The organism is Alkalilacustris brevis, assembly GCF_003350345.1.
GTDB classification, from domain to species: domain Bacteria; phylum Pseudomonadota; class Alphaproteobacteria; order Rhodobacterales; family Rhodobacteraceae; genus Alkalilacustris; species Alkalilacustris brevis.
The window spans coordinates 1-13,718 of the sequence record NZ_QNVJ01000100.1 but is presented as its reverse complement, the minus strand read 5'-3'; the positions used below and the strand labels follow the sequence as shown (position 1 = coordinate 13,718).

The window sequence follows — 13,718 nt, the reverse complement described above, 5'->3', positions numbered from 1 at the left end:
TCATTCGGAGCCTGCCGCTTGGCCCAGATTGCGCAGCGCGTCAACCACGCGCGCGACGCGGCTGCCCTTGGATCCCTTCACCAGAACCACATCTCCGGCGGATATCAGCCGGTGAATGCGTGCGGCCAGGGCCTCGGGCGTCGTGGCGCACATCCCGCGCCGCGCCTCGGGCAGGGCCTGCCACAGATGCGTCATGCGCGGGCCGACGCAATGCACCAGATCCACATGCGCAAGGGCGGGATGCGTGGCAATGGCGGCATGTTGCGCGGCCTCGTCCGGGCCGAGTTCGAGCATGTCGCCCAGGATGGCGATGCGCCGCCCCGGACGCGGCGCGGCGGGCTGGCCGGAAAGCCGGCGCGCACGTTCGGTGGCCGCCTGCACAGGCGCGGCCCCCGCCCGGTAACGCGGCCCCGGCGACAGCCCCGCCAGCATCTCGAGTGCGGCGCCGAGCGAGGCAGGGTTGGCGTTATAGGCATCGTCGATCAGCAGAAAGCCCGCTTCCTCGGCGGTGTCGAGATACAGCCATTCGCGCCGGCCCCGGCCCGCGGGCGGCGACCATTCCGCCAGGTCCAGTGCCGCCAGCGCCAGATCGGCGCCCGCTGCCTGCACTGCGGCCAGCGCGCCCAGCGCATTCATCGCGAAATGCCGCCCCGCGCCGGGCAGCTTGAACAGGATCGCTTGCCCGCCCGCGGCCCGGGCTTCGGCGACCAGAGCCTCGGGCAGGTCGCGCAGCGCGCTGAGATGGAAATCCGCCGCCGCGCCCTGCCCGAAGGTGCATATGCGTGCCCCCGCCTGGCGCGCGGCCTGCATCAGGATCGGCGTGGTTTCCAGATCAGCGGGCAGGACCGCCGTGCCGCCGGGCACCAGCCCCTCGCATATGGTGGCCTTTTCGCGGGCGATGCCCTCAAGGCTGCCCAGCGCTTCGAGATGCGCGGCGGCGACGGTGGTGATCAGCACGACATGCGGGCGGGCAAGGCGCGACAGCGGCGCGATCTCGCCGGGGTGGTTCATGCCGATCTCGATCAGGGCGTACTCGGCATCGACCGGCATCCGCGCCAGCGTCAGCGGCACGCCCCAATGGTTGTTGAAGCTGGCCTCGGCGGCATGGACGCGGCCCTGCCGCGCCAGCATCACGCGCAACATCTCCTTGGTCGAGGTCTTGCCGACCGAGCCGGTGATGCCGATCACCCGCGCGGACGCGCGCGCCCGGCCGGCGCGGCCCAGCGCCTCGAGCCCGGCCAGCACATCGGGCACGATCAAGAGCGGCGCATCCTCGGACACGCCCTTGGGCCGGTGGCTGACCATCGCCGCGGCCGCCCCGCGCTTCAGTGCCTCGGCCACGAAGTCATGCCCGTCGCGCACGGCCTTGAGCGCCACGAAAAGATCGCCGGGGGCAAGGCTGCGCGTGTCGATCGACACGCCGGTGGCCGACCAGTCGCCCTGCGCCTGCCCGCCGGTTGCGGTCGCGGCCTGCGCGGCTGTCCAGAGCGCGGTCATCGTGGCGCCCCGTTCAACGCGGCGACTGCGATGCTGGCCTGTTCGGCATCGTCGAACGGGTAGACCGTGCCGCCGACGATCTGGCCCGTCTCGTGCCCCTTGCCGGCGATCAGCAGCGCATCGCCTGGACCCAGCGCATCGACACCGCGCAAGATCGCCTCGGCCCGGTCGCCCACGTCATGGGCCTCGGGGCAGGCGGCGAGGATGGCGGCGCGGATATCGCCGGGCGGCTCGGAGCGCGGGTTGTCATCAGTGACATAGATGATATCGGCATGTTCGGCGGCGGCCGCGCCCATCATCGGGCGTTTGGCGCGGTCCCGGTCGCCGCCGGCGCCGAACACCACCACCAGCCGGCCCAGCACATGCGGGCGCAGGCTTTGCAGCGCGGTCGCCAACGCAGCGGGCGTGTGCGCGTAATCGACGAACACGGGCGCGCCATTGGCGCGGGTGGCGACATGCTGCATCCGTCCGCGCACGCCTTCCAGCCGGGGCAGTTGCGCGGCCACGCGCGCGGGCTCTTCGCCCGTGGCGATGGCGAGGCCCGCGGCCACCAGCACATTCTCGGCCTGAAACGCCCCGATCAGGGCAAGCCTTTGCTGAAACACCTCGCCCTGCCAGGCGCAACGCAGGATCTGGCCGGTGGGTTCGGGCTGCTGCGCCAGCAGGCGCAGATCGGCGGCCTCGGCGCGGCCCACGCCGATCACTCGCTGGCCGCGCGCCGTGGCGCGCCGGGCCAGTTCGGGCCCCCGCGGATCGTCGAGGTTGATTACCGCCGCGCCATCATCGGGCAGAACCCGGGTAAACAGCCCGGCCTTGGCGTCAAAGTAATCGTCAAGATCGGCGTGATAATCCAGGTGGTCTTGCGACAGGTTGGTAAATCCCGCCGCCGCCAGCCGCACCCCGTCGAGCCGGCGCTGCGCCAGCCCGTGGCTGGAGGCCTCCATCGCGGCATGGGTCACGCCGGCCTCGGCCATCTCGGCCAGCAGGCGGTGCAGGGTGACAGGCTCGGGCGTGGTATGGGCCAGCGGCGCGGAAAAGGCCCCTTCCACGCCGGTCGTGCCCAGATTGGCCGCCGCATGGCCCAGCCCGACCCAGATCTGGCGCGTGAAGCTGGCGACCGAGGTCTTGCCGTTGGTGCCGGTCACGGCGACCATGGTCTCGGGCTGGCGGCCGAACCAGAGTGCCGCGGCATAGGCCAGCGCCTGGCGCGGATCTTCGGCCACGATCACCGGCACCTGCGCCGCGCGCAGCTCGTCGGCGGCCATCGACGCGCCTTCGGCATCGGTCAGCACCGCGCCCGCCTGCATCCGCAACGCATAAGTGATGAAGCCGCCGCCGTGAAAGCGGTTGCCGGGCAGCGCGGCGAACAGATGGCCGGGCTTGACGTCGCGACTGTCCACGGCAAGGCCGGTGATCGCGGCCTCGGCCCCCTCGCGCGCGGTCAGGCCCAGATCGGCCAGCGAAACCGCGCCCTGGGGCCGTTTTCCATCGGTGACACCGCCCATGCCTGCCCTTTCGTTTCCGGTTCGCGCGCCTCAGTTACGCGCGCTGCTGCGCACGGGTGTTATCGCATCCGGTGCGGGGCGCGCAATCTGTGGCCGCAATCCCAGCAGCGGTGCCGTGCGGCGGATGATCTCGGCCGCCACGGGCACTGCCGTCCAGCCCGCAGTGCGGCGCGGCTCGGCGCCGGAGGTTTCGACCGGCTCGTCCAGCGTGACCACCACAACATATTTCGGGTCATCCATGGGAAAGGCCCCGGCGAATGTGGCGATCACCTTGCCCTCTTCATAGCCGCGGCCCTGTGCGCGCGGCTTGTCGGCGGTTCCGGTCTTGCCTCCCACGGCATAGCCGGCCACCTCGGCGAAACTGGCGGTGCCCTCTGTCACCACACCGCGCATCAGCTTGCGCATCGCCGCCGATGTCTCGGGCGAGATCACGCGCGGCCCCGGCTCGGCGCGGGGGCGATGCACCAGCGTGGGCGTGACGCGGGTGCCGCCATTGACCAGCGGCGCATAGGCCGCGGCCAGATGCAGCGGGCTGGAGGAAAGCCCGTGCCCATAGGAAATGGTCATGGTCGAAAGCTCGGACCAGTTCGGCGGCACGAGCGGCCGACCGCTGGGCGCCTCGCTCAACTCCACGGGGACAGGCGCCAGAAGCCCCAGCTTTTCAAGGAATTCGCGCTGACGCTCGGCACCGATCTGCTGCGCGATCCGCGCGGTGCCCACGTTGGAGCTGTGCACGAACACCTCCCACAGCGGCTGCGAATTCCCCCGGTGCCGGTAATCGGTGATGCGAAAGCGCCCCCAGGTGAGCGGCTGGCGGGTGTCGATGGGCGTCTCCAGGTCAATCAGCCCCTCGTCCAACGCTTGCGCCACCGCAAAGGCCTTGAAAACCGAGCCGAGCTCATAGACCCCCTGCACCGCGCGGTTGAACAGCGGGCTGTCGGCAGCGTCGCCCTCGGCCAGCGGCAGCGGGCGCGCGTTGGGGTCGAAATCGGGCAGTGAGACCAGCGTGACGATCTCGCCGGTGCGGGCATCCATGATGATCGCCGTGCCCCCTTTGGCGTTGAGCATACGCACACCACCTTCAAGCACCTCGCGCGCGGCCGATTGCACCGTCAGATCGAGCGACAAGCGCAAGGGCGTCGCGGCGGCGGCCGGGTCGCGCAGTTCGGCATCGAAGGCGCGCTCGACCCCGGCGACGCCGATCACCTCGGCCGCGCGCACATCCTCGCGGCCGAAACTTGCACCGCCCAGCACATGCGCGGCCAGCCGCCCGTTGGGGTAAAGCCGCATCTCGCGCGGGCCGAACAACAGGCCCGGATCGCCGATTTCATGCACCTGCTGGATCTGCTCGGGCGACATGCGCCGCTTGAGCCACATGAACTTGCGCCCCGGCGTGGTGAACTGGCGCAGCAGGGTTTCCTCGCTGAGGTCGGGGAAGATCGCCGCCAGCTCGCGCGCGGCGCGGGGCGGGTCGATCATCAGCGGCGGCTGGGCATAAAGCGAATGGGTCACGAGGTTGGTGGCCAGCACCCGCCCGCGCCGATCAACAATATCGGCGCGGCCCGCGCTGATCGCCGCGCCGGCACTGGCGGCAACGCGCGGCTCGCGCGGCTCGCTCGCGGCCTCGATCCCCATGCGCGCGCCGACCAGCGCGAAGGCCCCGAAGAACACCAGAGCCAGCACCAGAAGCCGCCCTTCGGCGCGGGCGCGCGCCCGGTCGCGGCGCTGTTCATTACGCAGGCGCAGGTTCTCGCGCTCGATCGCGTCGGGGTTCTCGCCCCGGCGGCGGGCATCCAGGATACGGGCAAGCGGGCGCAGCGGGGTGCGGATCATCCGTCATCCTCCCCGGCATGAAGCTGGCCGATCACTTCGATCGGGCGGCGCAAGGCAACGGGCGGCGGCGGCGGATAGGCGACCTGGTCGATCTCGCCGAACTGTTCGGACGAAAAGGGCATCAGGCCAAGCTCGTCGTAATTCAGGTGCACCAGGTCGCGCAGCCGGGCCGGGCGGTTGAGATAGGCCCATTCGGCGCGCTGCACATCGAGCGCCTCGCGCAGGGAGCTGATCTCGCGATGAAGGCTGCGCATCTCGGCCACCGATTGCTGGGTAAGATGGGTTTCGCGATAGGCCCAGAAGGCCAGCCCGATGACCGCCAGAGCGGTAATGACATAGACGAATCCACGCATTAGCGGCGTCTCTCCTGTGGCAGTTGCGGCAGGCCCAGCGCATCACGGTCGGCCGGGCCGGCAGGGGCATCGGTGCGTCGCGCCACCCGCAGCCGGGCCGACCGGGCACGCGGGTTGGCGGCGATCTCTTCCTCGTCGGGCGCGATCGCGCGGCGGGGTTGCAGGGTGAAACGGGGGCGGGTGGCCTCGGGCTCGGGCTGAAACCGACTGGTGCCGGGGCCGGTGCCCGAACGCTGCTGCAGGAAGCGTTTGACAACCCGGTCTTCCAGCGAATGAAAAGTGACGACCGCCAGCCAGCCCTCGGGCCTGAGCGCGCGTTCCGCCGCCTCGAGCCCCGCGACAAGCGCGCCGAATTCATCGTTCACCGCGATGCGCAGCCCCTGAAAGCTGCGGGTGGCTGGATGGATCTGCCCCGGTTTGGGGCGCGGCAGGCAGGCCGCGACGATCTCGGCCAGTTGCAGAGTCCGGGTGATCGGCGCCTCGGTGCGTGCCCGGCAGATGGCCCGCGCGATCCGGCGCGAGGCACGCTCTTCGCCGTAATGAAACAGGATATCGGCCAGTTGCCCCTCGGGCGCGGAATTGACCAGATCGGCCGCAGAGTCGCCCTGCCCGCTCATACGCATGTCAAGCGGGCCGTCCTTGGCAAAGGAAAAGCCCCGCTCGGCCTGGTCGATCTGCATCGAAGACACGCCCAGATCCAGCACGACCCCATCCGCCGGCACGCCGGCAAGCCGGTCGAGATTGGCGAAATTGCCCTCGACCAGGCGCAGGCGGTCACCGTATTCACCAGCCCAGGCCTGCGCCATCGCGTAAACCGACGGATCACGGTCGATCCCGATCACCTGATCCGCGCCGGCCTCAAGCAGCCCGCGCGCATAGCCGCCCGCGCCGAACGTGCCATCCACCCAGACCCCGCGCACCGGCGCCACCGCCGCCAGAAGCGGACCAAGCAGAACCGGAACATGGGCAGAAGCGGCGCTGTCGGGCGACGCCGGCATCAGGGCGTTTCCTTCTTCCCGGGCAACAGTGAAAGCGGATCGAAATCTTCGGGGAATTCCTCGAGCCAGGCCTCGGTGCGGGCGACTTCCTCGGCCTCGTAGGTCTCGGGCCGCCAGATGTGAAAGCGATCGCCCGAGGCAATGAAAAAGGCCTCGCCCTCAAGCCCGATCTTCTCGCGCAGTTTCTGCGGCAGGACAACGCGGCCGTCTTCATCCACCTGGGTGGGGTGGGATTGACCGTGAAACAGCCGCTCCAGCATCTTGCGCTCGATCGAGCCGCGCGGCAGCTCGTCGATCTGGCGGTCGATCTCGTCGATCGCCTCGATGGTGTAGCATTCAAGGTATTTGCGGCGGTGGTCGCCATAGACGATTACCAGGTTGGGGCGCTGGCCGTCGGTCCAGTCAGGGTCGGCGGCTTCGATCACGCGGCGAAACAGGGCCGGAATCGACACCCTGCCCTTGCTGTCCACCTTTTGGTGAAATTCGCCTCTGAATCTGCGCGCCACTGCCTTGCGGCTCCTCGCCAGCCTGTGCCCTCGTCATTCGTTTTTCGCCCCCCGCGAATGAAAACAGCGGATTGGGCTGCTGCCACTGCCCAATCCGCCGCCCTCGTCCCATTTCTGGGCTGCCCGACTGCACACGCCACCTGGGGGGATGTCTGCTCGCTTGCGCGCCGGATCTTGTCGTCACGATGAAATCGGGGAGCCTGTATGAAACCTGACTTCGGGTGCCTGTGGGGTCTTTTCGCCCCTTCTTCCCGTCCCATCGTGCATACAGGGATGACACGGGATTTCATGGTAATCAATGGAAAAGTTCACTCGCAAAGCCAAAAACCGGAATGAAGTACCAAAAGGATGGCATCGCATCGCAATAAAATATCACAGGAAACTAGCAGGTATAGCGTCACGCTGCGCGGCAGCCACCACATATCGCGCACTGGCTGACCCCGCCCGGATATCCCGTCATTTCCCGAAAAACACACCCGATAGAGCAACTACGCAGGTGAATCTCACGGAATTCCATGCGAATCCGCCCGAATCACAGGGGCGTGCGCGCCGCGTGATTCGGGCGTGATCGGGCTGGTTCCATGAAATCCCGGACGCGGCTCCGGCAGCCTTCGCTGCGCGCCGGGGTGGCCGCTCAGGCCATCCCGCCCGCGACCAGCCGCCGCGCCAGGGCCGCGTAGGCTTCCGCCTCGGGGCCATCGCCGGCAGCCACCGGCGTGCCCGCATCGCCCGAAACCCGCACATCCAGGCTCAGCGGCAGCGCCCCCAGAAACGGCAGGCCCAGCGTCTCGGCCTCGGCCTGCACACCGCCATGGCCGAACAGATGCGCCTCATGCCCGCATTCAGGGCAGACATAGGTGGACATGTTCTCGATCAGCCCCAGCACCGGGGTCTTGAGCGTCTTGAACGCATGCAACGCCTTGCGCGCATCCAGCAGCGCCACATCCTGCGGGGTCGAGACCACGATCGCCCCGGTCAGTTGCGTGCGCTGGCAAAGCGTAAGCTGCACATCGCCGGTCCCCGGCGGCATGTCGACGATCAGCACATCCAGCTCGCCCCAGCGCACCTGCGTCAGCAACTGCTGCAATGCCCCCATAAGCATCGGGCCGCGCCAGATCACCGCCTCGTTCTCGGGCAGCATGAAGCCGATCGACATCAACGTGACGCCATGCGCGTGCAACGGCAGGATCACCTTGCCATCGGGCGAGGCCGGGCGGCGGTTCACACCCATCATCCGCGGGATCGAGGGGCCGTAGATATCGGCATCGAGCAGGCCCACGCGCCGCCCCTGCCGCGCCAGCGCCACCGCCAGATTGGCCGAAACGGTCGATTTTCCCACCCCGCCCTTGCCCGAACCCACGGCGATGATGCGGTCGATCCCGGCGATCTTCTGGGCGCTGTTGTCACCTGTGGGATGGCGGCCGATCTTGAGGCTTGGCGCCTCCTCGCCCCTGGGCGGGGCCTGACGGGCCTGGGGCGCGGGCTTGGCCGGACCATGCGCAGTCAGCAGCGCCTGGACAGCCTCGACACCGGGAAGCGCACGCAGCCGCGCCTCGGCGTCGCCGCGCGCGGCTTCAAGCGCGCGCGCCTCTTCGGCGCTGGGGGCCTCGATCACGAAACGCACGCCCCCCCCGTCGATGGTGAGCGCACGCACCAGATCGCGCGATACAAGTGTCCCGCCCCCGGGCAGATCAACCTTGTCCAGGGTTTCGAGAATCGTCTCGCGCGTCAGGCTCATGGCCGCTTCTCCACAGTTGGTTTCGCCTCTTCGGGCTATTTCGGCCCAATCTCCGGCGACGGCAAGGGCAAAGGCGGCACGCAGCTGCCCATTTCCCGGGCAGGCTGCACATGGCGCGGGCAATTGACCCTGCGTCGCCATGCACTTGCCGCATGGCAGCATTGCACCTTCTCGGGATTGTGCAAGCGCAGCAAATGGCTATCTTCAATCCCAACGAAGCGCGGCGGCCAACCCATCGGACCCCGAGCAACCGAAAAGACAGAGAAACGCCATGACCTATGTGAACGACACCCGCCTTGCCAACACCAGCGCCCCGAGCGCCCGGCCCGCCCTGTTGCGCGCCGCCGGTGCGGTGGCTACCTTCTTCGCGGGGCTCGCCGACAGCTGGCGGCGCCATCGGGTCTTCGCCGAGACCTACGAAGAGCTGAACAGCCTTTCACAGCGCGAACTCGACGACATCGGAATCACCCGCTCGATGATTACCCGCGTGGCGTTGGAAGCGGCGTTCAAGGATTGAACAGGTTACAGAAAACCCTCTCCTCCTCCCTGGGTTTTCTGTCATTGGCGGTGGCACGTCTCCTCCTCCTCCCTCGTGCCACCGCCCCTTTGATACAGGGCGCATGATGCCCTGAAAGAGCTGCGAAAGATCCTTCTCCTCCTCCCTGGGATCGATCGCTGACACGAGCGAAGGCGCCTCCTCCTCCCTGCGTCCTCGCTCACCGTCCTGGCCACGCGCCGGGATGACATGCGCGAAGCTCCTCTCCTCCTCCTCCCTGGGGGCACGCGCAGAAAAAGACGGCGGCACCCCCTCCTCCTCCCGGGTGCCGCCGTTTTTTTTGCCTCAGCGCTTTCCGCCCTGCTTCACACACCACAAGAGACCCCGTCCGCGCGCCTCTGGCCAGCGGGGGCCTGCGGCGCGGATATTTTCTTCACAGTGAAGGGGCGCGGCGCGCCGGAAAGTTCGATGTTTCACAAGATCCGGCTGTGGCAGCGGTTTGACCGCTTCCGCAAAATGGCGAAACGCGGCACGCATTCACTGTGGAAAAATATCCGCGCCGCAGGCATCGGTGCGGCAGCGCCGCACCGATAACCGGCGCAAGTAGGACAAGGCGACGCTACCCTACTCGGCCGCCTTCGCCTTTGCCTGTTCGGCCTCGATCTCGGCAGCGCGGCGTTCGACCTGTTCGACGATGTGGTCGATCATCCGGTCGTTCGACATCTTGTGGCTTTGCTTGCCTGCCAGATAGACCATGCCGGAACCGGCGCCGCCGCCGGTAAAGCCCACATCGGTCATAAGTGCCTCGCCGGGGCCGTTGACCACGCAGCCGATGACAGAAAGGCTCATCGGGGTCTTGATATGGGCAAGCCGCTCTTCCAGCGCCTCGACGGTCCTGATCACGTCGAACCCCTGGCGCGCGCAGGAGGGGCAGGAGATGATGTTGACCCCGCGGTGGCGCAGCCCCAGGGATTTGAGAATCTCATACCCCACTTTCACCTCTTCCACCGGGTCGGCGCTCAGGCTCACCCGGATCGTGTCGCCGATGCCCATCCACAGCAGGTTGCCCAGCCCGATGGCCGACTTGATCGTGCCGGTCATCAGCCCGCCCGCTTCGGTGATACCCAGGTGGATCGGCGCATCGGTCGCTTCGGCGAGGCTCTGATAGGCCGCCGCCGCCAGAAAGACGTCCGAGGCCTTCACGCTGATCTTGAACTCGTGAAAATCGTTCTCCTGAAGGATGCGGATATGGTCGAGCCCGGATTCGACCATCGCCCCCGGGCAGGGTTCGCCATATTTTTCCAGCAGCTGCCGCTCCAGACTGCCGGCATTCACACCGATACGGATCGAGCAGCCGTGATCACGGGCTGCCTTGATCACCTCGCGCACGCGCTCGGGCGCACCGATATTGCCGGGGTTGATGCGCAGGCAGGCGGCGCCGGCCTCGGCGGCCTCGATCGCGCGTTTGTAGTGAAAATGAATGTCGGCGACGATCGGCACCGGGCTTTCGCGCACGATCTCGCGCAAGGCGCGCGTGCTGGACTCGTCCGGGGTGGAGACGCGCACGATGTCCGCGCCCGCCTCGGCGCAGCGGGTGATCTGGGCCACGGTGGCCGCCACATCCGAGGTGTCGGTATTGGTCATGGTCTGCACGGTGATCGGCGCATCGCCGCCCACCGGCACTGGCCCCACCATGATCCGGCGGGATTTCCGGCGATCGATATTGCGCCAGGGTCGGATGGGGTTATGCGACATGAACACGGGCCTCGGGTGGAAGAACTGACCCAGACATAGGGCTTGCGCCGCGGGGCGGCAACCGCCGCATTGCAGGCGGGTCAGTTGCCGCCGCCGGCCTCGGCCACATCGACCATACGCGCAAGGTCGGGGTCACGCCCCAGATCGGCCAGCGCGAAGCCGTCGCGCAGCGCCTCGGCCGAAAGCGCGATATTATCGGCGATATTCGCACCCGGTGCCGCGGGGCCGAAGGTTTCGCCATTGACCACGAAATAGACCGAGCCGGAGTTGCCCGCCCGCAGGCGCGCCGGTTCTTCGGTTTGCGCCACTTCATAGCGTTCGCCCGCATCGAGAATCTGTTCGAACAGCACTGTGCCATCCGCCGCGCGCACCCGCACCCAGGAGGGGCGCACCGCCAGAAGCTCGACCTGCGGCGGGCCCGCCTCGACAACCTGAACAGTATCCCCTTCGCCGCTGGCACGGGCAGCAACCTCGGCGGCGATGCGCTCGGCCTCGTCGTCAATCTGGTTGCCGGCCGAACGCCGGGCAAAGGCGCCTTCGCTGCGGCGGGGATCGATGGCCGAAATCGGCCCGTCACGCGCCACCATCACCGGCGCATCGAGCGCGGGCGGCCGATAAAGCCGGTTGAGCGCGTCACCGCCACCCATCGCCACACCGGAGGAGGGCGCCTCGGGCAGCCCATCCAGCACGGCGCCGCCGATCGGGTCTAGATCGGCCAGCACGCCAGGAGCCTCGTCAACCGGGGCGAGCTGCACGCGCTGCACCTCCTGAAAGACCGACCAGCCACCGTAGCCGATGGCCCCGATCAGCACCAGCAGCACCGCCAAGGAGCCGACGGCGCCCGGTTCGATCCGGCCGTACCAGGGATCCACCTTGGGGATGAAGGTGCCCGCCGCCAGCGGATCGCGCGGCTCCTGCGCGCGCGGCGGTGCCTTGCGTTCCGGCGCGGGGGTGCGGCGCAGGGCCTCGGCCGCCATGCCGTGCACGACACTGAAATCGGCCTCTTCACAAAAGCGCTGATAGGCCCATTCCGGGTCCATCCCCAGATAGCGGGCATAGGACCGCACATAGCCAGCGATGAAGCCCGGGGTCTCGAACGCGGCGACATCGCAGTTTTCGATGGCTGCGATATAGGTCGCCTTGATCTTGAGTTCGCGCTGGACATCAAGGAGCGACTTGCCGATGGTCGCCCGCTCACCCCGCATCAGATCGCCGAGGCGCAGGTCGTAATCGTCAAACCCCCGAGGTTTTTCCGATTTCTGGGTCGAAGGAGTTTCCCTTCGTCCGATCATCCGCCCTGCCCCTTGCTTTCAGCTTCTGTGACGGCATCCGCCCAGGGGATTCGCCGCATCGCTCATATAGCGGCAAGGTTACCACAAGGCTATTTTTTTTAAACCCGTTTCATCGTCAGGCAGAAAGCTCGGCACGATTCAGCGCACAATATGACCAGAGTTCGTCAAGCGCCGAGACAAGATGCTGTGTCATCCTGGCGTCATGCACCGGCGAGGGCGTAAAGCGCAGCCGCTCGGTTCCGCGCGGCACGGTGGGGAAATTGATCGGCTGCACATAGATGCCGAAATCGCTCAGCAATCGGTCGGACAGCATCTTGCAATGCACCGGGTCGCCCACGATCACCGGCACAATATGGCTGCCGTGATCGACCAGCGGCAGCCCCAGCCCCTTGAGACGCAGCTTCAGCGCAGCCGCCTGGGCCTGGTGCTGCTCGCGCAGCGCATGATCCCCCTTGAGATGCCGCACCGAGGCCGCTGCGCCGGCGGCCACCACCGGCGGCAGCGATGTGGTGAAGATGAAGCCAGGCGCATAGGAGCGGATCGCATCGGCCATTTTCGCGCTGGTGGCGATATAGCCGCCCATCACGCCGAAGGCCTTGCCCAGCGTGCCGTTGATGATGTCGATGCGGTGCATCAGGCGATCACGCTCGCACATGCCGGCGCCGCGCGGGCCATACATGCCCACCGCGTGCACCTCGTCGATATAGGTCAGCGCGCCGAATTCATCCGCCAGATCGCAGATCTCGGCGATGGGGCCGAAATCGCCATCCATCGAGTAGATCGACTCGAACGCGATCAGGATCGGCCGCCCCGGGCGGATGCCTTCCAGAATCTCGCGCAAATGCGCCAGGTCGTTGTGGCGGAAGATGTGCTTTTCGCAGCGGCCGTGCCGGATGCCCTGAATCATCGAGGCATGGTTCAACTCATCCGAGACGATCACCAGGTCGCGGAATATTTGCGGCAGCGTCGAAAGCGTCGCGTCATTGGCGATATAGGCCGAGGTGAACAGCAGCGCCGCCTCCTTGCCGTGCAGATCGGCAAGCTCGGCCTCCAGCGCCTTGTGATAGACCGTGGTGCCCGAGATGTTGCGCGTCCCTCCCGAGCCCGCGCCGGTCGTGTCCAGCGCCTCGTGCATCGCCTCCAGAACGACCGGATGCTGCCCCATTCCCAGATAATCATTGCCACACCAGACCACGATATCCTGCTCGGTGCCGTCAGGGCGGCGCCACACGGCGCGCGGAAACTGGCCGCGCTTGCGCTCGATGTCGATGAAGGTGCGGTAACGACCTTCATCATGCAGCCGCTGAATGGCGGCATCGACGGCGTGCGAATAATCCAAGGCTCTCTCCCGGGCTTTCCGGCTGGGTATGCCTACCTTATAGCCATTCCACGCGCAGACAGAAAGGGTTACATCGCAAGTATTGATGCGACCTTGCGGCGCAGCAGCCTCTCCGCGAACTTCGCCCTCCTCGCTGCTCTTGCGCGGGCAACAGGGCACATCCCCACAAACGCCCTCGCGATACGGCAGAAACGCCGGTCTTCGGTGCGGCTGCGCCGCACCGGTGCCTTCGGCAAGGATATTTCCACACAGTGAATTCCAAGGCGCGCCCCATCCCTTCACTGTGAAAAAAATATCCGCGCCGCAGGCCCCCGCCGGCCAGGAGCGCGCGGGCAGGCACTTAGCAGGCTGCTGAAGAAGGTTCCCGGATCATGCGCAAGCGGGAAACTGTTCCTTGTCTTTACGT

The 13,718-nt window shown here is 67.3% G+C and carries 12 protein-coding genes; 2 read left to right on the top strand and 10 right to left on the bottom strand.

What is annotated here, in order from left to right; all coding sequences use genetic code 11:
* The 7 genes from DQ229_RS15765 to DQ229_RS15735 all read right to left on the bottom strand — a co-directional run bounded on the left by DQ229_RS15765 (position 1) and on the right by DQ229_RS15735 (position 8,430).
* On the bottom strand, positions 1 to 1,497 hold the full coding sequence (locus DQ229_RS15765) for a UDP-N-acetylmuramoyl-tripeptide--D-alanyl-D-alanine ligase (RefSeq protein WP_114967228.1): 1,497 nt from the start codon (positions 1,495 to 1,497) through the stop codon (positions 1 to 3).
* Entirely contained in the window at positions 1,494 to 3,002 is a 1,509-nt protein-coding gene (locus tag DQ229_RS15760; protein WP_114967227.1) for a UDP-N-acetylmuramoyl-L-alanyl-D-glutamate--2,6-diaminopimelate ligase, read from the bottom strand. The genes DQ229_RS15765 and DQ229_RS15760 overlap by 4 nt, the downstream gene beginning before the upstream one ends.
* 30 nt (positions 3,003 to 3,032) lie before the next feature.
* Positions 3,033 to 4,835: a peptidoglycan D,D-transpeptidase FtsI family protein gene (locus tag DQ229_RS15755; protein ID WP_114967226.1), complete on the bottom strand. Its 1,803-nt coding sequence runs from the start codon at positions 4,833 to 4,835 to the stop codon at positions 3,033 to 3,035.
* A complete protein-coding gene (ftsL, locus tag DQ229_RS15750) occupies positions 4,832 to 5,188 on the bottom strand; it encodes a cell division protein FtsL (protein WP_114967225.1) in 357 nt (118 codons plus the stop codon). The genes DQ229_RS15755 and ftsL overlap by 4 nt, the downstream gene beginning before the upstream one ends.
* A complete protein-coding gene (rsmH, locus tag DQ229_RS15745) occupies positions 5,188 to 6,186 on the bottom strand; it encodes a 16S rRNA (cytosine(1402)-N(4))-methyltransferase RsmH (RefSeq protein WP_114967224.1) in 999 nt (332 codons plus the stop codon). Before rsmH ends, ftsL begins: the two co-directional genes overlap by 1 nt.
* Positions 6,186 to 6,692 carry a division/cell wall cluster transcriptional repressor MraZ gene (gene mraZ, locus DQ229_RS15740; RefSeq protein ID WP_114967223.1) on the bottom strand — a complete coding sequence of 169 codons (507 nt, stop codon included), beginning with the start codon at positions 6,690 to 6,692 and terminating at the stop codon, positions 6,186 to 6,188. Before mraZ ends, rsmH begins: the two co-directional genes overlap by 1 nt.
* Positions 6,693 to 7,326: 634 nt before the next feature.
* Positions 7,327 to 8,430 (bottom strand): Mrp/NBP35 family ATP-binding protein, encoded by a 1,104-nt coding sequence (locus DQ229_RS15735; RefSeq protein WP_114967222.1) that lies wholly within the window; start codon positions 8,428 to 8,430, stop codon positions 7,327 to 7,329.
* A gap of 271 nt (positions 8,431 to 8,701) precedes the next feature.
* Here DQ229_RS15735 and DQ229_RS15730 point away from each other — a divergent pair, with 271 nt between their 5' ends.
* Together DQ229_RS15730 and DQ229_RS16940 are read left to right on the top strand one after the other, a co-directional pair.
* Positions 8,702 to 8,947, top strand: coding sequence for a DUF1127 domain-containing protein (locus tag DQ229_RS15730; protein WP_114967221.1), 246 nt, complete (start codon positions 8,702 to 8,704; stop codon positions 8,945 to 8,947).
* A 447-nt stretch (positions 8,948 to 9,394) separates the two neighbouring features.
* Complete coding sequence (locus tag DQ229_RS16940; RefSeq protein WP_274378858.1) at positions 9,395 to 9,520, top strand: hypothetical protein; 126 nt, start codon at positions 9,395 to 9,397, stop codon at positions 9,518 to 9,520.
* A gap of 30 nt (positions 9,521 to 9,550) precedes the next feature.
* Here the strand turns inward: DQ229_RS16940 and ispG are convergent, their stop codons facing one another.
* The 3 genes from ispG to hemA all read right to left on the bottom strand — a co-directional run bounded on the left by ispG (position 9,551) and on the right by hemA (position 13,312).
* Complete coding sequence (gene ispG, locus DQ229_RS15725; RefSeq protein ID WP_114967220.1) at positions 9,551 to 10,681, bottom strand: flavodoxin-dependent (E)-4-hydroxy-3-methylbut-2-enyl-diphosphate synthase; 1,131 nt, start codon at positions 10,679 to 10,681, stop codon at positions 9,551 to 9,553.
* Between the two features lie 80 nt (positions 10,682 to 10,761).
* A complete protein-coding gene (locus tag DQ229_RS15720; protein ID WP_114967219.1) occupies positions 10,762 to 11,973 on the bottom strand; it encodes a helix-turn-helix domain-containing protein in 1,212 nt (403 codons plus the stop codon).
* 115 nt (positions 11,974 to 12,088) lie between these two features.
* On the bottom strand, positions 12,089 to 13,312 hold the full coding sequence (gene hemA, locus DQ229_RS15715) for a 5-aminolevulinate synthase (protein WP_114967218.1): 1,224 nt from the start codon (positions 13,310 to 13,312) through the stop codon (positions 12,089 to 12,091).
* Positions 13,313 to 13,718 lie beyond the last annotated feature (406 nt).

Coding starts and splice junctions, on each gene's coding strand:
- DQ229_RS15765 (WP_114967228.1), bottom strand. CDS start 1,497: ATGACCGCGCTCTGGACAGCCGCGCAGGCCGCGACCGCAACCGGCGGG.
- DQ229_RS15760 (WP_114967227.1), bottom strand. CDS start 3,002: ATGGGCGGTGTCACCGATGGAAAACGGCCCCAGGGCGCGGTTTCGCTG.
- DQ229_RS15755 (WP_114967226.1), bottom strand. CDS start 4,835: ATGATCCGCACCCCGCTGCGCCCGCTTGCCCGTATCCTGGATGCCCGC.
- ftsL (WP_114967225.1), bottom strand. CDS start 5,188: ATGCGTGGATTCGTCTATGTCATTACCGCTCTGGCGGTCATCGGGCTG.
- rsmH (WP_114967224.1), bottom strand. CDS start 6,186: ATGCCGGCGTCGCCCGACAGCGCCGCTTCTGCCCATGTTCCGGTTCTG.
- DQ229_RS15735 (WP_114967222.1), bottom strand. CDS start 8,430: ATGAGCCTGACGCGCGAGACGATTCTCGAAACCCTGGACAAGGTTGAT.
- DQ229_RS15730 (WP_114967221.1), top strand. CDS start 8,702: ATGACCTATGTGAACGACACCCGCCTTGCCAACACCAGCGCCCCGAGC.
- DQ229_RS16940 (WP_274378858.1), top strand. CDS start 9,395: ATGTTTCACAAGATCCGGCTGTGGCAGCGGTTTGACCGCTTCCGCAAA.
- ispG (WP_114967220.1), bottom strand. CDS start 10,681: ATGTCGCATAACCCCATCCGACCCTGGCGCAATATCGATCGCCGGAAA.
- DQ229_RS15720 (WP_114967219.1), bottom strand. CDS start 11,973: ATGATCGGACGAAGGGAAACTCCTTCGACCCAGAAATCGGAAAAACCT.